Here is a 23426-nt window from a genome sequence, read left to right as displayed (position 1 = left end):
GTATATAACACCCAGAAATACATTTCAACACATTTTAATCTAATTTTTCACCGTTTAAAATGCCCGATTGTTGTAAATAGTCGCGAAGAAAGGCGTATTTATCGTCATGCCAAAAAGCTTGCGAATCAATGAGACGAGCAGCGTCTTGGCGCGCAACTTCCAAAACGCGATAGTCGTGAACGATGTCACCAAGCCGAAATTCAGGCATGCCGCTTTGCTTCGTTCCAAAAAAATCACCCGGTCCGCGCAGCTCTAAATCTTTTTCAGACAATACAAAACCATCGTTCGTTTCAGTCATAATGCGCATCCGCTCTTTTCCGGTTTCCGATTTTGGATCAGCGACTAAAATACAATACGATTGGGCTTCTCCTCGCCCTACTCGCCCGCGCAGCTGATGAAGTTGGGCAAGACCGAACCGATCCGCATCGTAAATAACCATGACCGTGGCGTTCGGAACGTTTACGCCGACCTCAACAACCGTTGTGGAAACTAAAATATGGATGTCGTTTGTGCTAAAGGCGCGCATCACTTCTTCTTTTTCTTCTGAAGATAAACGGCCGTGCATCAATCCAATGCGATATCGCCCTTTATAATAGTGCGTCAGCATCGCATGAACATCAATTGCGTTTTGGACATCCAATTTTTCTGATTCTTCAATGAGCGGGCAAATGACGTATGCTTGATGACCCGCATCGACTTGTTTAGCGATAAACTGAAATACACGTTCAAGCATGTCGTGCTTAACCCAGTACGTCTCGATTTTTTTTCTCCCTTTTGGCATTTCATCAATGATCGAGACGTCCATTTCTCCAAATGCCGTAATCGCAAGCGTGCGTGGAATCGGAGTGGCCGTCATAAACAACACATCAGGCGATTGCCCTTTTTCACGTAAAATGCGCCGTTGTTCGACCCCAAAGCGATGTTGCTCATCTGTAATGACGACACCAAGTTTCGCAAAATTGACATCGTCTTGAATGAGCGCATGCGTGCCGACAACAACATGAACTTCCCCTGCTGCGAGTTGCTCAAGTAGTTGTTTGCGCCTTTTTCCTTTTACCGAACTCGTCAACAGTTCTACGCGAATGCCCATCGGTGCAAGCAGCGCCAAAAGCGATTCGGCATGTTGCTCGGCTAAAATTTCTGTCGGTACCATCAGCGCTCCTTGATACCCTGACAAATGCACCGCATATAATACAATAGCAGCAACAACTGTTTTCCCAGAACCGACATCGCCTTGTAATAGCCGATTCATGCGATATGGCGATTTTAAATCTTGTACAATTTCACGCACAACGCGCTGTTGAGCGTTCGTTAACGGAAACGGCAGCGATTGAATAAAGGCATGAAGTTGTTCATCAGGAAAACGATGGGCGATGCCCGGCGATTGTTCGCGACGATATTTTTTTAACGCTTGCATTTTTAATTGGAAAAGTAAAAATTCTTCATAAACGAGACGGCGCCGCGCTTGTTTCAGTTGCTCGTGCGAAAGCGGCATATGAATCGCTTGAATGGCATCGCGCTTCGATATGAGTCGATATGCGTGCAACAGTTCGCTCGGCAGCGGGTCGACAAGCGCATGGCCGTATTGTTGTAAGGCGAGCGCAATAAAACGCCGCATGCCTTTGACCGTTATATCGCCACGTATCGAGTACACCGGTTCGATTTCCTTTTGCTGTTTCATTTCCCCGATGTGTAACTGTTGTACCGTAATCGTTTGACGGTGTTTATCCCACTTGCCTGTGATCGTTACCGTTTCGTGTAAAGCAAGTTTCTTTTTCAAATATGGTTGGTTAAAACAAACGGCGGTTACTAAAAAACGATCGACGAGCACGCGAAATGTCAACCGTGACTTTTTGCGGCTGTAATACGTGAGGACAGGCTCGCTATATACTTTGCCGACAATCGTCACTTTTTCATCGTGCTTTGCTTCTTCTAATGAACATAGACGATAATCTTCATAACGAAACGGGAAATGATACAATAGTTGTTCAATCGTATCAATTCCCATATCATGAAGAGCGGCGGCTGTTTCTTCACCAATTCCTTTAATCGCTGTGACTGTTTGTTGTAGTACGTCACTCACGTTTCTCATTCGGCTTGCCGAAAATGCTCGCTTCTAATTTACGAGCGGTCGGCGTCGCCGCTAACCCTCCTTGTGCTGTTTCTTTTAACGCAACAGGCATCGTCTGACCGATGCGGAACATCGCTTCAATCACTTCATCGCACGGAATGCGGCTTTGTATGCCAGCAAGCGCCATATCAGCAGCAATCATCGCATTTGCCGCTCCGATCGCATTTCGTTTCACACACGGTACTTCAACTAACCCTGCTACTGGATCACAGACGAGCCCAAGCATATTTTTTAAAGCGATCGCCATCGCTTCTGCCGCTTGTCTTGGCGTACCTCCAGCCATTTCTACAAGCGCCGCCGCTGCCATGCCTGCCGCTGAGCCTACTTCCGCTTGGCATCCTCCTGCCGCCCCGGAAATCGATGCGTTGTTTGCGACAACAAATCCGAATGCACCTGCAGTAAATAAAAACTCAACCATTTGTTCACGCGTCGGCTGCAGTTTCTCTTTCACCGCAAATAATGTGCCTGGAACGACACCAGCCGATCCTGCCGTCGGCGTGGCACAAATCATTCCCATGGCTGCGTTCACTTCGTTTGTCGCCATCGCTTTGCTGACGGCATCTAAAATTGTTTCTCCCGATAAAAATTGGCCGCGTGCAATATATTGTTGCAAGCGAGTCGCATCGCCGCCTGTTAATCCAGAATGAGAGCGAACGCCCGCTAATCCACGCATGACGGCTTGCTCCATCACTTGTAAGTTTTTCTCCATTTGCACAACAATGTCCTCTCGGCTGCGCTCAGTTACTTCCATTTCTTGACGAATCATTACTTCAGCGATTTTAATTTGTTCTCGTTCTGCTCGTTCCACGAGTTCTGCTACATTTCGAAACATCGTTGTCTCCCCTTTGTGACGCGTTTACTCGACAATTTTTGTTACATCAATAATATGTGGCAACGTTTTTAGTTGCTCCACAATCGTATCATCAATATTTTGGTCTACTTCAATTGTCATAAGCGCTTGCTTCCCTTTTTCTTTACGTGATACCTCCATATGCCCGATATTGATCGCATATTTTGCCAAAACATTGACAACCCCCGCAATCGCCCCGTATCGATCGTTGTGCATAATTAAAAGGGCCGGATGATGACCAGAAAGCTTTAGCTCGAAACCATTTAGTTCGATAATTTCAATTTTTCCTCCGCCAATCGAAATGCCGACAACCTCAAGCTCGCCTTGTTCATCTCCAAGACGAATTTTGGCGGTGTTTGGGTGAGGCGGAATCGCTTCTTCTTCATGAAATGTCACACGAATGCCTTCTTGTTTGGCGATGTGTAACGATGTTTTCATACGCTCGTCGAACGTATCAAAATTTAATAAGCCGCCAACAATAGCGACATCTGTTCCATGCCCTTTGTACGTTTGAGCAAATGAACCGTAAAAGAAAATATCCGCCCAAGCAGGTTTTCTTCCGAATAAATTGCGCGCTACTTTACCAATGCGTACCGCTCCTGCTGTATGTGAGCTAGACGGACCAATCATAATTGGGCCGATAATGTCAAATACACTGCGATATTTCATTTTTTCCTCCCCTTTGTCATCTTCATGAAAAAGAAGGGGAACACTCCCCTTCTTTCATCGTATGTGAATAACAGCGATCCGCTTTATTCAATGGCAAAAATAAATGGATATAACGGTTGTCCGCCATGATGTGTTTCGATTTCAACATGCGGGAATTGTTGTTCAACAAATTGAACGACGTGTGCGAGTTGTTCTTCTGTTGCCTCTTCGCCAGAGAGGATCGTTAAAATTTCGTCTTCCTCGCCAATCATATGTGAAAGTAATGTTTCAACGACATAAGCAATCTCTTTGTTAGATACGACAATTTTTCCATCGGCAATTCCCATATAGTCGTCTTTCGCGATTTCTACTCCGTCAATATGTGTGTCGCGGACAGCAAACGTCACTTGTCCTGTTTTCACGCGCGCAAGTGCCTCCGTCATCGCTTGCTCATTTTCCTCTTTTGTCGCAGAAGGATTAAAGGAAAGCAAAGCGGTCATGCCTTGTGGCACCGTTTTCGACGGAATGACGACCACATCACATGAAGCGACAGAAGCGGCTTGTTGGGCTGCTAAAATAATGTTTTTATTATTCGGCAACACAAATACCGTTTGCGCATTCACTTCTTCAATCGCTTTCACGATGTCTTCTGTGCTCGGATTCATCGTTTGTCCACCTTCGATGACCGCATGAGCACCGATGCTTTTAAACAATTCGGCAATTCCATCCCCCATCGCTACCGCAACGATACCGTATGGGATGCGCTCTTGTTTTTTCGGCGGCTCCATCTCTTGATGAACAATATTCGCGTGTTGTTCACGCATGTTTTCAATTTTAATGTTAATTAAACTTCCATAACGTTGCGCATAGGTGAGCACTTCACCTGGCTGTTCCGCATGAATGTGTACTTTTACTAATTCATCGTCCGCAATGACAAGAAGCGAATCGCCAAAGCGGCTTAAATCTTGACGGAACGATTCTTCATGAAACGGATGTTTCGCCACTTTTTCTTGTTCAAATTTCACCATAAATTCCGTACAATATCCGAATTCGATGTCATTTGCACTTAGATGGCTTTGAACGCTGCGATGATGTTCTGTGCGGACGAGTTGCTCCATTGACAACGTTTCTGTTTCTGCAATGGTTTCACCTTTTAACGCCGATAAAAATCCTTCGTATACAAAGACAAGACCTTGTCCTCCGCTGTCAACGACACCTACTTCTTTTAATACAGGAAGTAAATCGGGCGTCCGCTTCAGCGATGCTTTTGCTTCTTTTAACACTTCCGTCATCACAACGACGATGTCCGTTTCTTTTTTCGCCACAGCTACTGCGCGCTTTGCCGCATCTTTCGCAACCGTTAAAATCGTGCCTTCAACCGGCTTCATCACCGCTTTATACGCTGTCTGCACGCCCGCTTCAAGCGCAGCTGCAAACTCTTTGCTGTTAATTTCGCTTTTTTGCTCAATCGCTTTCGCAAATCCACGGAATAATTGCGATAAAATGACGCCTGAATTTCCGCGCGCGCCCATTAACAATCCTTTCGCTAGCGCGCTTGCTACTTTTCCAATATGGTCAGATATGTGATTTTTTACTTCTTTCGCACCAGACGTCATCGACAAATTCATATTCGTTCCTGTATCCCCATCCGGAACGGGAAAGACGTTTAACGCGTCTACTGTTTTTGCGTTGTTCGCTAAATGTGTCGCGCCTTGCAGCACCATTTGCGCAAAGCGTTTTCCATCTAATGTTATTATTGCCACAGATTAGTTCCCCCTCACTACGGATTCGTGACGCGAACCCCTTGAACATAAATGTTGATCGATTGAACAGATAAACCTAACGTTTTATCTAGCGTATACTTGACTTTCGTTTGTACGTTGTGCGCAACTTCCGAAATTTTTGTGCCGTAGCTAACAATGACGTATAAATCAATATGCACTTCATCGTTTTCTTGGCGAACGACAATGCCTTTTGCAAAGTTTTCGCGGCGTAAAATTTCAGCAATGCCGTCTTTTAATTGATTTTTTGATGCCATGCCGACAATGCCGTAGCAATCGACTGCTGCTCCTCCAGCAATTGCTGCAATGACATCGTTACTAATTTCAACACGACCGTATTTCGTTTGTAATTCAATGGACATCGCTCAAGTCCCCTTTCTTATTAGGTAGCTAACGCCATTGTACTATACTCGGCTTATTTTTGAAAGCTCCCACCCATAGTATATTTACCCGAAACGGAAAACGAATGTCAAGGTTATTTTCTTGAAACAGTGTATCGGAAGTATTGCAATCCGTTTTTATGTATGATAAATTATAGTAGTGTTTTGAGCACGTAGTTTGGCAAGTGAGGAGGGAAACAAAATGGCAAAATGCTTTGTGACTGGTAAGAAAAAATCATTCGGAAACGCTCGTTCTCATGCAATGAATGCGAGCCGCCGCACATGGAAAGCAAACCTTCAAAAAGTTCGCATTTTAGTTGACGGAAAACCAAAGCGCGTTTGGGTTTCTGCTCGCGCATTAAAATCCGGAAAAGTAGAACGTGTGTAATAAAAAAAGCGGAAAGCGCACGCCTCATAGAAAAAAGCACCAAATGATTGGTGCTTTTTATCCTTTTTTAAACGAATTTAACATCGCCCGAACAATTCCACCTAAAAATTTTGGCAACTTAATCGTATAAAACTTCACGATCATTCCCTCCCCTACTGTGCACACTCTTCCATTTAATATATTCATCTCCGCACAAATTGTACCTCGAAGCGTTATTTTTCATCCTTGCTTCTTATCATCATTAATATGCCTTCAGTGAATGAAAAAGTACCAAAACTATGGATGAGTTCATTGCTTACACATAATGTTGATCCAAGCGGCACATCGTGCGCATCGAGCGGGTATTTAAATCCGCGGAGCGTTAAAGCGCGAATCGGAGTCATAGGAATAAATGAAATGTATCGGTATTCGTCTTTTTTTTCAACGACATGTTTTCCACTTCGATAAAGCGCAACGATATTTTGACGATCGATTAACTCAATCTGCCCGTCTTTTCCTTTGAACAAAAGTTGAACGTTGCCAAAGAAATGATCGAGCCGTCCGCCTGTTGCTCCAAATAGGCGAATTTTTGTCGCTTGTTGTTCAAGCGCCCAATCGAGCGCAATATCTGTATCCGTTTGGTCTTTTTCAGCTGGCCATATGTCGATATGCGGCAATTGTGTTTGTAATTGCTGCAACTCATATTCGGCAATGGAGTCAAAATCGCCAAACGCCCGTTTTGGCATGATTCCCGCATCGAGCAGCGCTAAAACGCCACGATCTACCCCTACCCAACATACGTCCTCTCCGTCGTATGTTTGTAAATGAGGTAAAAAACTTGTCGGACCACCTGCTACAAGATGAATAATCAACAAATTCACCTCCCTAATAAAGAAGGATGTGTCAACGTGACACACCCTCACGAATCATGCGAATGGCTTGGGCACGATCCGCTTTGTTATAAATGGCTGACCCTGCAACAAGAACATTCGCGCCTGCTTCGACACAAAGTTTTGCCGTTTCTGCATGAATGCCACCGTCTACTTCAATTTCAACAGAAAGCCCTCGTTCACGAACGAGTGTTGAAAACGCATGAATTTTTGGGAGCACTGCTGGAATAAACGATTGTCCACCAAAACCCGGGTTGACCGTCATAAATAAAACGAGGTCGAGGTCTTCAATCACATGTTCAATCATCGAAATCGGTGTATGCGGATTTAACGCTACTCCTGCTTTCACACCATGTTCTTTAATGAGGTGGATCGTCCGGTGTAAATGCGGGCAAGCTTCAACATGCACCGTTAAATAATCGGCTCCCGCTTTCGCAAACGTCGGAATATAGCGATCCGGCTGTTCAATCATTAAATGAACGTCAAGTGGCAGTTTCGTTACAGGACGAATCGCCTCCACGATGAGCGGACCGATTGTGATGTTTGGAACGAAATGGCCGTCCATCACATCGACATGAATGTAATCAGCTCCCCCTCGTTCTACGTCCACAATTTCTTCGCCAAGTTTAGCAAAATTAGCAGATAAAATGGATGGCGCAATTTTGATCATGTTTAATACCTCGGCTTTCGTTCCTTGATTTCCTCTATAAAACTCATGTAATGTTCATAGCGATAAGGAGGAATGTCTCCTGATGCTAATGCTTCTTTGACCGCACATTTCGGCTCAGCCGTATGCGTGCAACCGCGAAATTTACAATCACTGCTTTTTGCGACAAACTCCGGAAAACAAAGCGGTAATTGTTCAAGTTCAATATCATCAAATTCTAGCGCGCTAAATCCTGGTGTATCTGCGACAAAACCGCCTCCGATTTCAATTAACTCGACATGTCTTGTCGTATGTTTTCCACGCCCAAGGTGATGGGAAATGTCGCCCGTTTTTAACTGCAAGTCCGGACGTAATGCATTTAGTAAAGACGACTTCCCGACGCCTGATTGCCCTGCAAATACCGATACTTTTCCTTCAAAATAAGGCAATAATGCATCAATACCTGCGCGCGTTTTGACCGAAACTTCGAACACTTCATATCCGATTTGACGATAATCGCGAATATATTGTTCAATACGAGGCCTTGTGTCATCGTCTACTAAATCCATTTTACTCACAACAATAAGCGGACGAATGTCTTTTGCTTCAATTAATACGAGAAAACGATCGAGTAATCCAGGGCTGAAATCTGGCTCTACTGCTGAAAACACTAAAATCGCTTGATCGATATTGGCAATCGGCGGACGAACGAGTTCATTTTTCCGCTCAAATACATCTAATATGTAGCCTTCCCGTTCATTTTCCGCCTGAAAGGAAACGTAGTCGCCGACAAGCGGCGTTACTTTCCGCTTGCGAAACACCCCGCGGCCGCGACATTGATACACTTTGCCATCACTTAACACGTAATAAAAGCCGCTGAGCGCTTTAATAATTTTTCCTTCTGCCATAGCTTCCCTCCTTTAAGGTGTTGTCGGATATGGAACAATGCCTTCGCGTACCGTCGTGCCGTTTACAACGACGCGATAGCGTCCTTGTTTTCCTTGTTGAATGACGAATTCGACACGCTCTTTCACGTCATTAGTTAAGCGATAACGTTTGTACGGTTGGGCGAATGAATGGTTTTCGTCTTCAATATATAATTCTGCCATGACCGGCTCGTTGTCATCAACAGGCGGTTCATATGGAATGTCAATTTGTTGAATCACCTTTTTTGTCAGTATAGGTTCTTTTCCGAGAGAAATAACGACTGTAACGGTTGCCCCTTTTTCCAATCTTGCATTCGCTTGTGGCGTTTGGGAAATGACGAGCCCTTTTTCGACCGTATCGGAATATTGCTGCTTTACGACGACGTACAATTGTTGGTCTGCCGCATAATCGCGCACACTTTTCTCCGTATATCCGGTTAAATCTTTTAAAATAATTTTTTCTGGTCCAAGGCTGACCGTCAATTGTACTTCTGTCTCTTCAGGTACGACTTTTTCACCTGGAAGCGGAAATTGTTCGATAATCGTCCCTGCTGGTTCATCGCTATACACTTCTTTTTTATCAATAATCAAATAGTTTTCTGCGCGCAATTGTGGCTCGATGTCATCAATTTGCTCACCGACATAATTTTTAAACTCAACTTTTTTCTTTCCTATACTTTTATAAATCGTCACAGATGTGCCATCTTTTACGATTTTTCCAGCCGGTGGATTTGTACGAATGACGTATCCTTCTGCAATATCATCATGTTCTTGTTCAATCGTCTTTTCAATTTTTAAACCTAACGACGTTAACTCCGCTACCGCATCATCATAATTTTTGTTCGTCACATCAGGCACAGTGACATCTTTCGGAAAAAATAAATCAGGAAGCCATGTAACCGCACTCACACTAGCACCAATAAATAAGAAAAGAAACACCGTCCATAAAATGAGCCATTTCTTTTGTCGCTTTTCTTTTGGAGCAGAAACGTTTTCTTTTTTTTCTGGCGATGGAGGAGCGGGTGATTTGACAATCGGCACTACTTTTGTTTCTTCATCATCGTCTTCCATAGGCAACGTAAACTTCGCTTCGTTGATGCGCTCAGGTAAAAGAGCCGTACGAATATGTTGCTGCATGTCTAGCGCGCTATTGTAGCGATGCAACGGATTTTTTGCTGTTGCTTTTAATACAATGTTTTCTACGCTCTGTGGAATATTCGGATTCCATCGCCGCAAAGAAGGCGTCTCCGTTTGTAAATGTTTTAGTACAATTGCGACAGCTGATTCACCAGAAAACGGCAAATGACCGGTTAATAGCTCAAACATGACGATACCGAGCGAATAAATATCCGATTTTTCTGTCGCCATGCCGCCTTTTGCTTGCTCAGGCGATAAATAGTGAACAGACCCTAAAACAGAATTCGTTTGCGTAATCGTTGTCGAGCTTAGTGCGATAGCGATGCCAAAATCAGTCACTTTAACCGTTCCGTCTTCCGCCACTAAAATATTTTGCGGTTTAATATCGCGATGAATGACTCCGTTTTGGTGCGCGTGGGCTATTGCACCCGTTAACTCGTCCATCATGCGCAATGCTTCTTGAATCGGAAGCGGAGCATGTTGTTGAATATATTGTTTTAACGTACAACCGCGCACATATTCCATAACCATGTAATAAATGCCATCATCTTCCCCAACATCGTAAATCGTTACAATATTTTCATGATTTAAACTCGTCGCTGCTTGCGCTTCACGCCGAAACCGTTTAATAAATAAATCATCGTTAACAAAATCTAAGCGCAACACTTTTACGGCAACGTCGCGATCTAAAATGATATCTCTGGCTAAATAAACGTTTGCCATTCCGCCGCCGCCAATGAGTTGCAAAATTTTATAGCGACCGTTTAATCGTTTGCCGATGAGCACGAGCGATCACCTACTTTCACTCATGTGTAAAAATTGTACGATCGCTAACGTAATATTATCTTCACCACCGTGCTCGTTTGCTACATCAATTAACGCTTGGGCTTTTTCTTCAAGCGGGCGATCAGACGTTAATATATCTACCATCGTCTGTTCCGATACTTTATTCGAAAGCCCGTCGGAACAAAGCAACAACATATCTCCTTCTTCAATAGCGACCGTTTTCACGTCTAGCTGAATCGTCTGTTCTGTTCCGAGCGCGCGCAATAATACATGTTTGCGGGGATGATATTCGGCATCTTCTTTCGATAATTGTCCGCTTTTCACTAGCTCATTGACAAGCGAATGATCTTCTGTCATTTGTTGAAATCCGTTTGCATTTAGTAAATAGCAACGGCTATCACCGATGTGCCCGATCGTAGCAAACTGTTTTGTACAAATGGCAGCTACAATCGTTGTGCCCATTCCTTGACAATGATCGTTTGTTTGAGAATGATGAAAGAGCGATTCGTTTACTTTCATCACATGCTCTTTTAGCCACGTTTCCGCTTGTTGTGGCGACGTCATTTCATCTGTTTCTTCCCAAAACTGTTTTAATTGCGTCATCGTCATTTCACTCGCCACATCGCCAGCGCGGTGGCCACCCATACCATCAGCGACAACGGCTAAATAATCGCCAGCTTTATTGATAAAAACACCGCCGTTATCTTCATTATGCGACCTAATTTTACCGACATCCGTTTGAAAAACCGCCTTCATACGCGCGCGACACTCACGCGAGTATCGCTTCCTCCCTTCTGTATGTGTATCCCGTTTACGCTTTCGTCTCCTCTTTTCGCTCCTTTGCACGCAGTTGTCCGCATGCTGCATCAATATCATGCCCTTGCTCGCGGCGAATCGTTACATTAATGCCATGTTTTTTTAATGTTTTCTCAAACGCAAAAATTTGTTCGCGCGGCGTACGAACGTAGTTGCGTTCAGGTACATAGTTGACCGGAATTAAATTGACATGACATTTCAATCCTTTAATGAGCTGTGCAAGCTCTTCCGCGTGTTCTATTTGATCGTTCACACCACCAAACAAACCGTATTCAAATGTAACGCGCCGCCCTGTTTTTTCAATGTAGTAGCGCACCGCTTCCATAAGTTCTGGCAATTTGTAGGCGCGGTTAATCGGCATAAGCTTTGTGCGCAACTCTGTATTTGGCGCATGAAGCGAAATGGCAAAATTAATTTGCATGTTTTCGTCAGCAAATTGATAAATTTTCGGGATGATGCCGCTCGTCGATACGGTAATATGACGCGCACCAATATGCAGCCCTTTCGGATGGTTAACAATTTTTAAAAACTTCATGAGTTCGTCATAGTTGTCAAACGGCTCCCCAATTCCCATGACGACGATGCTGCTTATGCGTTCATTTGTTTCGTCGAGCGCTTTTTGCACTTTGACGACTTGGGCAACGATTTCACCTGCTTGTAAATTGCGCTTTAATCCTCCTAATGTCGAAGCGCAAAACGTACAGCCGATCCGGCAGCCGACTTGAGTCGTGACACAAATCGAATTGCCGTAGTCATGGCGCATAAGCACTGTTTCAATCGAATAGCCGTCATGAAGCTCGAATAAAAACTTCATTGTTCCGTCTTTTGATGTTTGTTGCACGAGCGTTTTTAATGTTGTGATGACAAAATGTTCATCTAACCGCTCGCGCAACGCTTTTGGAATATTCGTCATTTCTTCAAATGACGCAACACGTTTTTTATATAACCATTCAAAAATTTGTGTGGCGCGAAACGGCTTTTCTCCTTGCTGTTCCACCCAACTTTGCAAGTCTTCTAAACGCAGCGAGTAAATGGATGGTTTCATGTCATTTCACCTTTCTTTTTCAATGTTGCGATAAAAAACCCATCGCTAAATACGTGATGTGGAAGCAATTGCAACATGCCGTCATGCACATATGGCGCAACCGATGACGGCAAGCGCAAAGCAAGTGTTTGGTCGCGTTCATATTGTGGATGCTCGTCTAAAAACTTAGCGATCACTCGTTCATTTTCTTCCCGATCGACTGTACATGTGCTATATACAAGCGTTCCACCACGTTTTAAAAGCGGGGCAACCGCCCGTAAAATGTTCAATTGGATTTCGGCAAGCTGCGCGATGTCTTTTTCGTTTTTGGCGTATTTAATTTCCGGCTTCCGACGAATGACGCCAAGCCCTGAACACGGAGCATCAACTAATATGCGATCAAACGTTTCAGCAGCAAATTGTGTATGTGCTTGACGGCTATCGAGTTGTTTCGCTTCAATATTCGACAAACCGAGTCGCTTCGCCTGCTGTTCGATCAGTTTTACTTTATGATCATGAATATCTAAGGCGACAATACGACCGCGATTGTTCATTCGCTCCGCAATATGCGTCGTCTTTCCACCTGGAGCCGCACAACAATCTAATACGACATCTGTTTCATTTGGAGAAAGCGCATAAGCGACAAGCATAGAACTTTCATCTTGAATAGTAAGAAGCCCATTTTGAAATGCTTTCGTTTTCGCCGCGTTTCCTTTAACCATTTTCACCCCAACATCAACAACCGTTGATGGAACGGCCTCTATGCCTTCTTTTTTTAATTCAGCGATCACGTCAGAAACGGTTGCTTTTGTCGTATTGACACGCGCTGTTTGCTCTGGCGGCAAAACGTTTGCTTCACACATCCGTTTCGTCGCATCTAATCCGAATTGTTCAACCCACCGGCGCACGAGCCAAAGCGGATGGCTCGTTGCGATCGCTAAACGTTCGAGGTCGTCTTGTATTTCGTCAAAAGAGCGCAACCCTTGGCGCTGAATCGAGCGCAATACGCCGTTAACAAGCGAGGCGATGCCGCGATGCCCCCGCCGTTTAGCAATTTCAACCGCTTCAAACAATACTGCGCGATCGGGGATGCGATCTAAATATACCATTTGATAAAGCGACAAGCGAAGCAACAGGCGCACCCACGGCTCGATTTTTCCTTTAACAAACGGCTGTAAATAGTAATCGAGCGTATCGCGACGTTGTACCGTTCCGTACACTAATTCCGTTAAAAGCGCAACGTCTTGGGCGGATAATTCGTTCGTTTCAATGACGTGATGGAGCGACAAATTGCTATATGCTCGTTTTTTTTCAATGTCGATCAGCACATCTAATGCTAAGTTTCGCACGTTTTTTTTACTCATTCGTTCCTCCTAATGCTGTCCCAATTGAAATCGTCGTGCCGCGCAAAAAGTCGGTGGCGCTCATTTTTCGCTTCCCGGCTGGCTGCAGTTCCGTAATTTTTATCGCTGTTTCATTGCCGGTTGCAACGATGATGCCATCTTTCTCAATGGCGACAATCGTGCCTGGCTTCGCTTGTGAAGAAGTTTGGACTTTTTCTCCCCACCAAATTTTCCAACGTTCATCGCCATATGTCGTATAAGCAACAGGCCACGGATTCATGCCGCGAATATGGTTGTAAATGTCTTCACCTGTTTTCGTCCAATCGATCCGCTCTTGTTCGGGCTTAATGTTGTACGCAAACGTCGCTTGTTCATCATCTTGCTTGATCGGCATAATGTCGCCACGAAGCAGTTTCGGAAGCGTCTCAGAAAGTAGTTTCGCACCCGCTTGGCTTAGTTTGTCGTGCAATGTCCCGACTGTATCGCGTTCATCAATTGGCACTTCCACTTGCGTTAATATATCGCCTGCATCTAGTTTTTCAACCATATACATGATCGTAATGCCCGTTTTCTTTTTTCCTTGTAAAATGGCGTAATGAATCGGAGCGCCTCCGCGCAACTCTGGCAAAAGCGATGCGTGAACATTAATGCAGCCATACTTTGGTGCTTCAAGGAGCGGTTTCGGTAAAATTTGTCCGAACGCTGCTGTCACAATGATGTCTGGTTGTAAAGCGATCACTTGTTCATACTGGTCTTTTTCCCGAATTTTCGTTGGTTGCAATACAGGAATGCCGTATGATTGTGCGGTCACTTTGACGGGAGGTGGGGTCAATTGTTGCTTTCGTCCTTTCGGTTTATCCGGTTGCGTAACGACGCCGACCACGTTGTATCCGTCTTTAATCAGTTGTTCTAAAATCGGAACAGCAAAATCAGGTGTTCCCATAAACACAATGTTCATCCTTCGAACTCCCCTTCTTCATAGTACCGAATGACTTTCGATGTAAATAATATGCCATGTAAATGGTCGATCTCATGTTGTAACGCGCGCGCTAAAAAGCCAGTCGCTTCGATTTCAAACGGGCGACCGCGACGATTTTGCGCACGTACTTTCACGTATTGGAAACGTTTCACTTCCCCAAATAATCCCGGAAAACTTAAACATCCTTCTGGCCCGATTTGTTCGCCGCTCTGTTCCACGATGACAGGATTAATTAATTCAATGCGCCCATGGCGGTCGCCAATATCGACGATGGCAATTTGTTGAGCGATGCCGATTTGTGGGGCGGCTAAGCCGACCCCATCGGCTGCAAGCATCGTATCGTACATGTCGTTTAATAGCTTCGTCAACTTTCGGTCAAATACGGTGACCGACTGACAAGCGGTTTCTAAAATTGGTGCAGGATATATTACAATCGGTAAAATCGCCAAAACGGTTCCTCCCTTATTTACATCATCATATATGGATTTAAATCAATCGTAATCGTCACATCGCCGCGCGCCATCTCGCGCTGATAATGTTCAACAATCGTGCGCAGCGCGGTCGTTAAGTTCGCTTCCCGCTTGTATTTTATCATGCATTGGTAACGATATCTATCGTTCATGCGCGCAATCGGGGAAGCGACAGGTCCTAGCACAACCGATTCAGCAGAAAGATGTTTTTTCACATGAGCGACAATTTTATCAGCGATGCTTACCCCTTTAAGCGGATCAAGATGTGACACCGTAATGAGCGCTAAATAGTAAAACGGCGGATACCCGTGTTTTTTTCGATTGATCATTTCACGCTCATAAAACGCCTCAAAGTGATGATCGGCTGCTAGTTGAATGCTGTAATGCTCAGGCGTGTACGTTTGAATGACGACTTCGCCCGGAAGATGATGTCGCCCTGCTCGGCCGCTCACTTGTGTTAGTAGCTGAAACGTTTTTTCCGCCGCACGAAAGTCAGGTACATGAAGCATCGTGTCAGCCGCTAATACGCCGACCAATGTGACGTTCGGAAAATCAAGTCCTTTGGCAATCATTTGCGTGCCAAGTAAAATGTCCGCCTTCCCTTCCCCAAATTCATTTAGCAATCGTTCATGTGCTCCTTTTCGGCTCGTTGTATCGACATCCATGCGAATGACGCGCGCATGAGGTAGGAGCTTTGTTAATTCTTCTTCCACTTTTTGCGTCCCTGTTCCGAAAAAGCGAATATGTTCGCTTTGGCAAGCAGGACAATGCGAAGACATGCGTTGTTCGTATCCACAATAATGACATTTCAGCTGCTGTTGCACGCGATGGTATGTGAGCGAAATATCGCAATGCGGACATTGAATGACATGGCCACAATCGCGGCACATGACAAAAGCTGAATAGCCCCGACGATTTAAAAATAAAACGGACTGTTCCCCTTTTTGTAACCGCTCCGTTAATTTTTCAAATAAAAGCCGCGAAAACATCGAACGGTTTCCTGCCCGCAGCTCTTCACGCATATCGACAATCTCAACAGGTGGAAGCGCATGATCATTCATTCGTCTCGTTAACGTGACTTGTTGATATACACCTTTTTTCGCGCGCGCAAACGATTCAAGCGATGGAGTGGCGCTGCCGAGCACAACCGGACAGCGATGATAACGGCCGCGAAAAATCGCAACATCGCGAGCGTGATAGCGCGGTGATTCTTCTTGTTTGTAGCTCGTTTCATGCTCTTCATCAATAATAATGATGCCGATGTTTTCAAACGGGGCAAAAATGGCAGAGCGCGCCCCGACGACGAGTTGCACTTCTTTTCGTTGAATTTTCCGCCATTCATCATACTTTTCTCCGAGCGATAAGCCGCTATGAAGAACGGCTACTCTCGAGCCGAATCGTTCTTTAAAACGTCTCACCATTTGAGGCGTCAGTGAAATCTCAGGTACGAGCACAATCGCTTCTTTTCCTTTTTTTAAGACGATATCAATCGCCTGCATATACACTTCTGTTTTTCCGCTTCCGGTGACGCCGTACATTAAAAAAACATCGTGCACGTCTTCGTCAATCGCTTGTCCGATCGCATGCAACGCTTGACGCTGTTCATCTGTTAAAGCGAGCGGTTTTGTTTTTGTAAATGATCGGTTTGCATATGGATCACGATATACTTCTTGTTCTTTCACAGTAACGAGCTGTTTTTTGATGAGTGCTTGAACGGTCGCATATGTGCTATTTGTTTCGTCAAGCAACTGTTTTAACGGTAAAGTGCGCGCTGTAAGCAACCGCTCGAGCACTTGTTTTTGTTTGATCGCTCGCTCGGGGAGCGATGCGAGTACATGTGTGACGTATTCGTCGCTTGCGCACAACTCGATCCATTTTTCTGTTTTTATTTTTCCTTTTTCTTCAACACGATAAACGACTTCGATATGACCGTTTGCAATTTCTTTTTGCAACAGGCGCACGTATGGGGTTTTTTCGACATCGCTCCACGGAATGGCGAGACGACCGCCAAACAATGCACGTACATCTTCATGCACAAGCGAAATATGTTGCTCAATAAGCCGAATGTCTTTTTCATACTTGGCCTTCATCGCCGCAGGGAGCATCGCTTGAAGCGCTGACACCATAAAACAAAGCGTCGTTTCAGTTAGCCATTTTCCTAATTGAAGCAATTCTTCATTGAACACAGGAACGACATCAAAAAGAGAGTGAATAGGCTTTAATTGTTCTATCGGCATATCGGTCGTTTCTTTCACTTCAATGACAAACCCTTGTAAAAGGCGGGTGCCAAATGGCACGACAACGCGCATCCCTGCTTGTACGATGCCGACAAGTTCAGGCGGGATGATGTAATCAAACGGACGATCCGTTTGACTCGTTGGAATATCAACGATGACAGAAGCAATCGTCATAAGCGTCCCTCAATTTCACGATGAACTTCACGTAAAATTTCTTTTGCCACTTCCGACTTTGGTAAAAGCGGAAGTTGTTTGGTCGTTCCGTCTCGTTTAAATAACGTCACAATATTTGTATCCGTTCCGAATCCCGCCCCTTCTTGTACGACGTTATTAGCGACAATCATATCAGCGTTTTTGCGCGCAAGCTTATCTTTGGCATATCGTTCGACATCGTTCGTCTCTGCCGCGAAGCCGACTAAAAATTGATGCGTTTTTTGTTCACCGAGCGTTTGTAAAATGTCGATCGTTCGTTCCAAAACAACGGTATAGTCCCCTTGTTGCTTTTTTATTTTATTGCCAGCGACGTATTTTGGGCGATAATCAGCAACCGCGGCTGTTTTAATGACGATGTCGCTATGATGAAAATGTTTCATCACTTCTTCATACATGTCTTGCGCACTTTCCACGCGAATCGTCTGTACACCTGCAGGGCTAGGGAGCGCTGTCGGACCAGAAATGAGGACGACATCGGCTCCAAAATCGCGAGCTGCTTCAGCGAGCGCATAACCCATTTTTCCTGTCGAATGATTGCTGAAAAAGCGGACAGGGTCAAGTTTTTCACGAGTCGGACCAGCGGTCACTAATACTCTTTTCCCTTTCAATATCTCGGTTGTTGTGAAATGTTGTTCAAGCAAAGCGACGATCGTTTCTGGCTCTTCTAACCGTCCTTTTCCAACGTAGCCGCACGCAAGTAACCCTTCAGCCGGTTCAATGAAACGATAACCAAACGACTGCAACGTGCGCATATTTTGTTGTACAGCTGGATGCTCATACATATGAACATTCATCGCAGGCGCGAGCCAAACCGGTGCTTTCGTCGCAAGCAAAATGGTTGTAACCATGTTGTCCGCTAGTCCATGCGCAAGCTTTGCGATCGTGTTTGCTGTCGCAGGGGCAACGAGTACGACATGTGCCCAATCGGCTAAATCAATGTGTGCAATAACGTTTGGCTTCTTTTCATCAAATGTATCGACGTATACCTCGTTTTTCGATAACGCTTGAAACGTAAGCGGTGTGACAAATTGACAAGCAGCTTCCGTCATGACGACTTTAACGTTCGCCCCCGCTTGTACAAGTTTGCTTGTGAGCGCTGCTGCTTTATACACCGCAATGCCACCGGTAACACATAATAAAATGTTTTTTTGCTGAAGCATCAACGTTGCCCCTTTCATTTGATATTTGTAAAAAAATAACAACCTAAAACTAGGTTGTCGTAAGTAGTTTATTGCGTTGCTTCTTCTTCGCTAACGACTTCAATATGACCCGCCACAATTTCTTCTAACGCTTTGCCGACAAATTTTTTCGACACAGGTTTTTCGATTGTTAAATCGTTTTTGACTTGCAACTGGCGAGCGCGCTTTGCCGCAACTGTGACAAGCGTATATTTTGAATCTAATTTTGTCATAAGTAAATCAATGGAAGGGTACAACATATTACTCAACCTCCAACATCTTTTTATATCGTTGTGCCACGCGTTCCCGACGACAATGTTCAGCCATCACAATCGCTTTAATGCGTTCACACGCAAGCTCGACTTGGTCGTTTTCGACGACGTAATCGTACGCATCCATCATTTCTAGTTCTTCTTTTGCCGCCTTTAACCGATCGCGAATGAGCTCCTCTGATTCTGTTCCGCGCATTTCAATGCGCTTACGCAATTCGCTTAAACTTGGCGGAGCGAGGAAAATAAAAAGCGCCCCTGGAAACACTTTGCGGACTTGCATCGCTCCTTGCACTTCAATTTCTAAAAGGACGTCTTTTCCTTCTTGCAATGTTTTTTCCACATACTCAATTGGCGTGCCGTAGTAATTTCCGACATATTCGGCCCATTCTAACAATTCATTTTGGCGAATCATTTGTTCAAACTGTTCGCGCGTTTTGAAAAAGTAGTCGACACCATCAACCTCCCCTTCACGCGGTTTGCGCGTCGTGACGGAAATCGAATATTGCAATTGAATGTCTGGCTGTGAAAATAATGCTTTTCGCACTGTCCCTTTTCCAACGCCGGACGGTCCTGATAAAACGATTAATAACCCTCGTTCTTTCACGTTCATCCCTACCCTTCTATAATAAACAAACTACTCCACATTTTGCACTTGTTCTTTAATTTTTTCAAGGGCGCTTTTCATGTTAACGACTTCAGAGGCGATGTGGCAATCGTTTGCTTTGGAGCCGATCGTATTCATTTCGCGGTTGAGCTCTTGGACGAGAAAGTCGAGCTTTCGTCCGACTGCTCCCCCTTCAGAAACGATGCGACGAAACTGTTCAATATGGCTATATATACGTTTTAATTCCTCATGAATATCGACTTTTTCTGCAAATAAAGCGACTTCCGTTAGTAGCCGTTGTTCATCAACGATTCCTTGGACGAATTCATGCACCCGTTTATGTATGCGTTCGCGGTAAGAAGCGACGACCGTTGGTACAAGTTGTTCAATGCGACGCGCGCTTGTCTCAATCGTCTCGACTTGCGCAAGCATATCTGCTAATAGCGCTTTCCCTTCTTGTTCGCGCATATATTTCAGTTGCTCGACTGCTTCTTTTGTCGCTTCTAAAAGCAAAGAAAGAAGCACATCGTTTTGTAACGGCTGTTCTGTCATTTCCACCGCATCTGATAGCATGTGTACAACATCTCGAAGCGATACATCGTCTTTCAAATGAAACCGGCTGCGCACATCAGTCAGCATCCGATAATACGCATCAACAAGTTGCCAATCGACGTGAAGCGTTCGTTCAACGAGTTGTTCCCCTTCAATGGTAATAAACACTTCGACACGTCCACGTGCAATATGTTCTGTAATTACTCTTTTTATTTTATCTTCAAACATCATCCACTGTCTAGGCATGCGGATCGAAATTTCACAAAAACGGTGATTGACTGATTTTATTTCCACCGTGACGCGCATATTTTCGCCTTCTTTTTTTCCTCGGCCAAATCCTGTCATACTGACGATCATATTCTCACATCCATTGTACATATGAAATATCGACAACAAAAGAAGGTAATAGATTCGCTCCATTACCTTCTCACATTATAGCACATATCACTATATAGCGAAAACATTTCATGAACGACGACGCGTAAATAGCGAACCCGCAAGTAAAAATGTCGGAATTGCTGATAACCCGACAATAAGCAACCAATCGGTAACCGGTAGCGAAACGGTATGGAAAATTGGTTGTAACGGCGGATAATAAATAACGACAAGCAGCAATAAAAGCGACGACAAAACGGCAAGCACTAAATACATATTTTCAAACGGATTGCGGTCAAACACTGATCGCTCGCTTCGACAATCAAAGACGTGGATGAGCTGAGCGAGCACGAGCGTCGCAAAGGCGACCGTCTGCGCATACGTCAAATTTTCCGGATGTCGCGTATGCACAACGAGAAACGCGATAAGCGTCACCATGCCGATAAGAAAGCCACGGCTAACAATTTTCCAACCGAGCCCGCGCGCAAACACTCCTTCTTTCGGATGGCGTGGCGGCCGTTTCATGACATTTTCTTCTGCAGGATCTAATCCGAGCGCCATCGCAGGAAGCCCGTCTGTCACGAGATTTACCCATAAAATTTGAATAGGTACAAGCGGAAGCGGAAGAGCTAAAATCATCGCAAACAACATCACTAAAATTTCCCCAACGTTTGAGGCAAGCAAATAGCGAATAAATTTGCGAATGTTTTCGTAAATGTTTCGCCCTTCTTCAATGGCGGCTTTAATTGTCGCAAAGTTATCGTCTAACAAAACGAGCGATGCCGCTTCTTTTGACACATCTGTTCCTGTCATTCCCATCGCAATGCCGATATCGGCTGTTTTAATAGCGGGAGCGTCGTTGACCCCATCGCCTGTCATCGCCACAATATGCCCTCTTTTTTGTAATGCTTGCACGATTTTTAATTTATGTTCTGGCGATACGCGCGCAAAAACATATACATCTTCAACGATATCTTCCAATTCTTCGACAGAAAGCGTCGATAACATTTTTCCGTCCATCACTTTTCCGTTTGGCGGCAACATGTGTAGCTGTTCGGCAATCGCTTTGGCTGTTAAAATATGATCACCTGTAATCATGACTGTTTTAATGCCTGCTTTTTTACATTCGGCAATCGCTTTTTTCACTTCTTTCCGCGGCGGGTCGATCATTCCTTGTAAACCAATAAACGTTAAATCGCTTTCCGCCTTCGTTTCATCATTGATCGCTTCGGTGAGCGAAAGCGGACGATATGCGATCGCAATCGTGCGCAACGCTTGCGATGCGAGCGTATTGACCATTTGTTGCACCATTTTTCGTTCTTGGTCACGCAACGGTTTCGCTTGACCGTCCATATATATGAAGCGACAACGTTCGAGCAACATATCTGGCGCTCCTTTTGTAACAATCCAGCGCCGATTGGAGCGGTCTTTGACGATGACGGTCATCATTTTGCGCGTCGAATCAAACGGAAATTCATGTTCAACCGTAAACTCGGCCGCAATTTTTTCTTTTGTCCATCCGGCTTTCGCTGCCGCCACAACGAGCGCCCCTTCTGTCGGATCGCCGTCGATCATATATGTTTTTCCTTTTTTCTTCAGCTCGGCATGATTGCATAGCGCACCGAACAATAGTAGTTGTTGCAATGTAGCATCTATCTTTTCTTGTTTACCATTGCACAAAAACGTTCCTTTTGGTTCATAGCCCGTCCCGCTCACCGTCCATAAGCGATGATTCACCCATACGTGTGTGACCGTCATTTGATTTTCTGTCATCGTTCCTGTTTTATCGGAACAAATGACAGAGGCACATCCGAGCGTCTCAACCGCCGGAAGTTTGCGCACAATAGCGTTTCGTTTCATCATTCGCTGGACGCCAAGCGCCAAAACGACGGTAACAATGGCAGGCAAACCTTCCGGAATAGCGGCGACCGCAAGCGATACCCCGGCTAAAAACATGTCATATAGCGCATGTCCTTGCCATACACCGAGCACAACGACAAGAGCGGTAAGTATTAAAGCGATGACAATTAAAATTTTTCCGAGTTGTTCAAGCTTCCTCTGTAATGGTGTCATCATCGTTGGTGCAGACTGCAATAAATGGGCAATTTGCCCCATCGCTGTATTCATTCCTGTCGCCACAACGATCCCTATGCCGCTTCCTTTCGTCACGAGCGTACCCATAAACGCCATATTTGTACGATCTCCTAACGAAACGTCTTGCGCAAGTGGTGCGGTTTGTTTTTCGACGGGAAGCGATTCGCCTGTCAATGATGATTCTTCAATATATAGCCCTTTCGCTTCAATGATGCGGACATCAGCCCCGATGCGATCGCCGCTTGTAAATTTTATAATATCCCCAACGACGAGATGGGCAGACGGCACTTTGATCCATTCACCGTCACGCAAAACGAGCGATTCTGGGGCAGATAATTTTTTTAATGCTTCAAGTGACTTTTCCGCTCGCCGCTCTTGCATAAATCCTAAGCATGCGTTAATGATGACAATCGCTACGATGGCGACCGCATCAATGTATTCCCCTAATACGGCAGAAATCGCCGTTGCCGCCAATAAAACGAGCACCATAAAGTCTTGAAACTGCCCGATAAATTGTTTGAACGCAGACGGCTTTTTTTCTTCTGAAAGCTCATTTTTCCCAAATTGTTTTAATCGTTTTTTCGCTTCTTTTTCCGTTAATCCAAAACCGATTGTTGTGTTTACTTGTTGTTCTACTTGTTCAACATTTGACAAATGCCAACTCATGTCTTTCCCCCTTCCGCTTGTCTTATCTATGACAGCTTATTCAGGCATGTACAAAAAAATG

At 44.8% G+C, this 23426-nt stretch carries 22 protein-coding genes; 1 reads left to right on the top strand and 21 read right to left on the bottom strand.

What is annotated here, in order from left to right; all coding sequences use genetic code 11:
* Positions 1 to 34: 34 nt before the first annotated feature.
* The 5 genes from recG to ABEV15_RS05190 all read right to left on the bottom strand — a co-directional run bounded on the left by recG (position 35) and on the right by ABEV15_RS05190 (position 5772).
* Positions 35 to 2083 (bottom strand): ATP-dependent DNA helicase RecG, encoded by a 2049-nt coding sequence (gene recG, locus ABEV15_RS05210; RefSeq protein ID WP_498852561.1) that lies wholly within the window; start codon positions 2081 to 2083, stop codon positions 35 to 37.
* A complete protein-coding gene (gene sdaAA / locus ABEV15_RS05205) occupies positions 2076 to 2963 on the bottom strand; it encodes an L-serine ammonia-lyase, iron-sulfur-dependent, subunit alpha (RefSeq protein WP_429631737.1) in 888 nt (295 codons plus the stop codon). The genes recG and sdaAA overlap by 8 nt, the downstream gene beginning before the upstream one ends.
* 24 nt (positions 2964 to 2987) lie before the next feature.
* On the bottom strand, positions 2988 to 3650 hold the full coding sequence (gene sdaAB, locus ABEV15_RS05200; protein WP_429631735.1) for an L-serine ammonia-lyase, iron-sulfur-dependent subunit beta: 663 nt from the start codon (positions 3648 to 3650) through the stop codon (positions 2988 to 2990).
* 83 nt (positions 3651 to 3733) lie between these two features.
* Positions 3734 to 5392, bottom strand: a complete 1659-nt coding sequence (locus ABEV15_RS05195) for a DAK2 domain-containing protein (protein WP_429631733.1) — start codon at positions 5390 to 5392, stop codon at positions 3734 to 3736.
* A 17-nt stretch (positions 5393 to 5409) separates the two neighbouring features.
* Positions 5410 to 5772, bottom strand: a complete 363-nt coding sequence (locus ABEV15_RS05190) for an Asp23/Gls24 family envelope stress response protein (RefSeq protein ID WP_004891123.1) — start codon at positions 5770 to 5772, stop codon at positions 5410 to 5412.
* A 220-nt stretch (positions 5773 to 5992) separates the two neighbouring features.
* On the opposite strand from ABEV15_RS05190, the gene rpmB reads away from it, so the two are divergent.
* Positions 5993 to 6178: a 50S ribosomal protein L28 gene (gene rpmB, locus ABEV15_RS05185; RefSeq protein WP_003394988.1), complete on the top strand. Its 186-nt coding sequence runs from the start codon at positions 5993 to 5995 to the stop codon at positions 6176 to 6178.
* Positions 6179 to 6235: 57 nt separating this feature from the next.
* On the opposite strand, the gene spoVM is transcribed toward rpmB, so the two are convergent.
* From spoVM to ABEV15_RS05105, 16 genes are all read right to left on the bottom strand, one after another.
* Positions 6236 to 6316 carry a stage V sporulation protein SpoVM gene (gene spoVM / locus ABEV15_RS05180; protein WP_003394991.1) on the bottom strand — a complete coding sequence of 27 codons (81 nt, stop codon included), beginning with the start codon at positions 6314 to 6316 and terminating at the stop codon, positions 6236 to 6238.
* A 74-nt stretch (positions 6317 to 6390) separates the two neighbouring features.
* Complete coding sequence (locus ABEV15_RS05175) at positions 6391 to 7029, bottom strand: thiamine diphosphokinase (RefSeq protein ID WP_429631730.1); 639 nt, start codon at positions 7027 to 7029, stop codon at positions 6391 to 6393.
* Between the two features lie 31 nt (positions 7030 to 7060).
* Entirely contained in the window at positions 7061 to 7717 is a 657-nt protein-coding gene (rpe, locus tag ABEV15_RS05170) for a ribulose-phosphate 3-epimerase (RefSeq protein WP_498852560.1), read from the bottom strand.
* A gap of 2 nt (positions 7718 to 7719) precedes the next feature.
* A complete protein-coding gene (rsgA, locus tag ABEV15_RS05165; RefSeq protein ID WP_498852559.1) occupies positions 7720 to 8601 on the bottom strand; it encodes a ribosome small subunit-dependent GTPase A in 882 nt (293 codons plus the stop codon).
* A 12-nt stretch (positions 8602 to 8613) separates the two neighbouring features.
* The gene (gene pknB, locus ABEV15_RS05160; protein WP_498852558.1) at positions 8614 to 10542 is read right to left on the bottom strand and encodes a Stk1 family PASTA domain-containing Ser/Thr kinase; all 1929 of its coding nucleotides are present in this window, start codon (positions 10540 to 10542) and stop codon (positions 8614 to 8616) included.
* Positions 10543 to 10548: 6 nt separating this feature from the next.
* Entirely contained in the window at positions 10549 to 11298 is a 750-nt protein-coding gene (locus ABEV15_RS05155; protein WP_429631722.1) for a Stp1/IreP family PP2C-type Ser/Thr phosphatase, read from the bottom strand.
* Positions 11299 to 11353: 55 nt separating this feature from the next.
* Positions 11354 to 12403 carry a dual-specificity RNA methyltransferase RlmN gene (gene rlmN, locus ABEV15_RS05150; protein WP_498852557.1) on the bottom strand — a complete coding sequence of 350 codons (1050 nt, stop codon included), beginning with the start codon at positions 12401 to 12403 and terminating at the stop codon, positions 11354 to 11356.
* Entirely contained in the window at positions 12400 to 13746 is a 1347-nt protein-coding gene (gene rsmB, locus ABEV15_RS05145; protein ID WP_498852556.1) for a 16S rRNA (cytosine(967)-C(5))-methyltransferase RsmB, read from the bottom strand. Before rsmB ends, rlmN begins: the two co-directional genes overlap by 4 nt.
* Positions 13739 to 14683 carry a methionyl-tRNA formyltransferase gene (gene fmt, locus ABEV15_RS05140; RefSeq protein ID WP_429631717.1) on the bottom strand — a complete coding sequence of 315 codons (945 nt, stop codon included), beginning with the start codon at positions 14681 to 14683 and terminating at the stop codon, positions 13739 to 13741. The genes rsmB and fmt overlap by 8 nt, the downstream gene beginning before the upstream one ends.
* Positions 14680 to 15153, bottom strand: a complete 474-nt coding sequence (gene def, locus ABEV15_RS05135; RefSeq protein ID WP_498852555.1) for a peptide deformylase — start codon at positions 15151 to 15153, stop codon at positions 14680 to 14682. The genes fmt and def overlap by 4 nt, the downstream gene beginning before the upstream one ends.
* Before the next feature lie 17 nt (positions 15154 to 15170).
* A complete protein-coding gene (gene priA, locus ABEV15_RS05130; RefSeq protein WP_498852554.1) occupies positions 15171 to 17585 on the bottom strand; it encodes a primosomal protein N' in 2415 nt (804 codons plus the stop codon).
* Positions 17582 to 18784, bottom strand: a complete 1203-nt coding sequence (gene coaBC, locus ABEV15_RS05125) for a bifunctional phosphopantothenoylcysteine decarboxylase/phosphopantothenate--cysteine ligase CoaBC (RefSeq protein ID WP_498852553.1) — start codon at positions 18782 to 18784, stop codon at positions 17582 to 17584. Before coaBC ends, priA begins: the two co-directional genes overlap by 4 nt.
* A 68-nt stretch (positions 18785 to 18852) precedes the next feature.
* The gene (gene rpoZ, locus ABEV15_RS05120) at positions 18853 to 19062 is read right to left on the bottom strand and encodes a DNA-directed RNA polymerase subunit omega (protein ID WP_429631709.1); all 210 of its coding nucleotides are present in this window, start codon (positions 19060 to 19062) and stop codon (positions 18853 to 18855) included.
* 1 nt (position 19063) lies between these two features.
* The gene (gmk, locus tag ABEV15_RS05115; protein WP_429631707.1) at positions 19064 to 19684 is read right to left on the bottom strand and encodes a guanylate kinase; all 621 of its coding nucleotides are present in this window, start codon (positions 19682 to 19684) and stop codon (positions 19064 to 19066) included.
* 24 nt (positions 19685 to 19708) lie between these two features.
* A complete protein-coding gene (locus ABEV15_RS05110) occupies positions 19709 to 20587 on the bottom strand; it encodes a YicC/YloC family endoribonuclease (RefSeq protein ID WP_498852552.1) in 879 nt (292 codons plus the stop codon).
* Positions 20588 to 20695: 108 nt separating this feature from the next.
* Entirely contained in the window at positions 20696 to 23365 is a 2670-nt protein-coding gene (locus ABEV15_RS05105) for a calcium-transporting P-type ATPase, PMR1-type (protein ID WP_498852551.1), read from the bottom strand.
* Positions 23366 to 23426: the final 61 nt, after the last annotated feature.

The organism is Bhargavaea massiliensis (assembly GCF_050480245.1).
In the GTDB taxonomy this organism is placed as follows: Bacteria; Bacillota; Bacilli; order Bacillales; family Anoxybacillaceae; genus Anoxybacillus.
Note: the sequence above shows the minus strand (reverse complement) of the source record. Positions and strands in the feature narration are given on the sequence as shown.

Bases quoted from the DNA above. Each gene is read 5' to 3' on its own strand.
- sdaAA (WP_429631737.1), bottom strand. From the start codon at position 2,963: ATGTTTCGAAATGTAGCAGAACTCGTGGAACGAGCAGAACGAGAACAA.
- sdaAB (WP_429631735.1), bottom strand. From the start codon at position 3,650: ATGAAATATCGCAGTGTATTTGACATTATCGGCCCAATTATGATTGGT.
- ABEV15_RS05190 (WP_004891123.1), bottom strand. From the start codon at position 5,772: ATGTCCATTGAATTACAAACGAAATACGGTCGTGTTGAAATTAGTAAC.
- rpmB (WP_003394988.1), top strand. From the start codon at position 5,993: ATGGCAAAATGCTTTGTGACTGGTAAGAAAAAATCATTCGGAAACGCT.
- rpe (WP_498852560.1), bottom strand. From the start codon at position 7,717: ATGATCAAAATTGCGCCATCCATTTTATCTGCTAATTTTGCTAAACTT.
- rsgA (WP_498852559.1), bottom strand. From the start codon at position 8,601: ATGGCAGAAGGAAAAATTATTAAAGCGCTCAGCGGCTTTTATTACGTG.
- ABEV15_RS05155 (WP_429631722.1), bottom strand. From the start codon at position 11,298: ATGAAGGCGGTTTTTCAAACGGATGTCGGTAAAATTAGGTCGCATAAT.
- rlmN (WP_498852557.1), bottom strand. From the start codon at position 12,403: ATGAAACCATCCATTTACTCGCTGCGTTTAGAAGACTTGCAAAGTTGG.
- rsmB (WP_498852556.1), bottom strand. From the start codon at position 13,746: ATGAGTAAAAAAAACGTGCGAAACTTAGCATTAGATGTGCTGATCGAC.
- fmt (WP_429631717.1), bottom strand. From the start codon at position 14,683: ATGAACATTGTGTTTATGGGAACACCTGATTTTGCTGTTCCGATTTTA.
- priA (WP_498852554.1), bottom strand. From the start codon at position 17,585: ATGACGATTGCTTCTGTCATCGTTGATATTCCAACGAGTCAAACGGAT.
- coaBC (WP_498852553.1), bottom strand. From the start codon at position 18,784: ATGCTTCAGCAAAAAAACATTTTATTATGTGTTACCGGTGGCATTGCG.
- rpoZ (WP_429631709.1), bottom strand. From the start codon at position 19,062: ATGTTGTACCCTTCCATTGATTTACTTATGACAAAATTAGATTCAAAA.
- gmk (WP_429631707.1), bottom strand. From the start codon at position 19,684: ATGAACGTGAAAGAACGAGGGTTATTAATCGTTTTATCAGGACCGTCC.
- ABEV15_RS05110 (WP_498852552.1), bottom strand. From the start codon at position 20,587: ATGATCGTCAGTATGACAGGATTTGGCCGAGGAAAAAAAGAAGGCGAA.
- ABEV15_RS05105 (WP_498852551.1), bottom strand. From the start codon at position 23,365: ATGAGTTGGCATTTGTCAAATGTTGAACAAGTAGAACAACAAGTAAAC.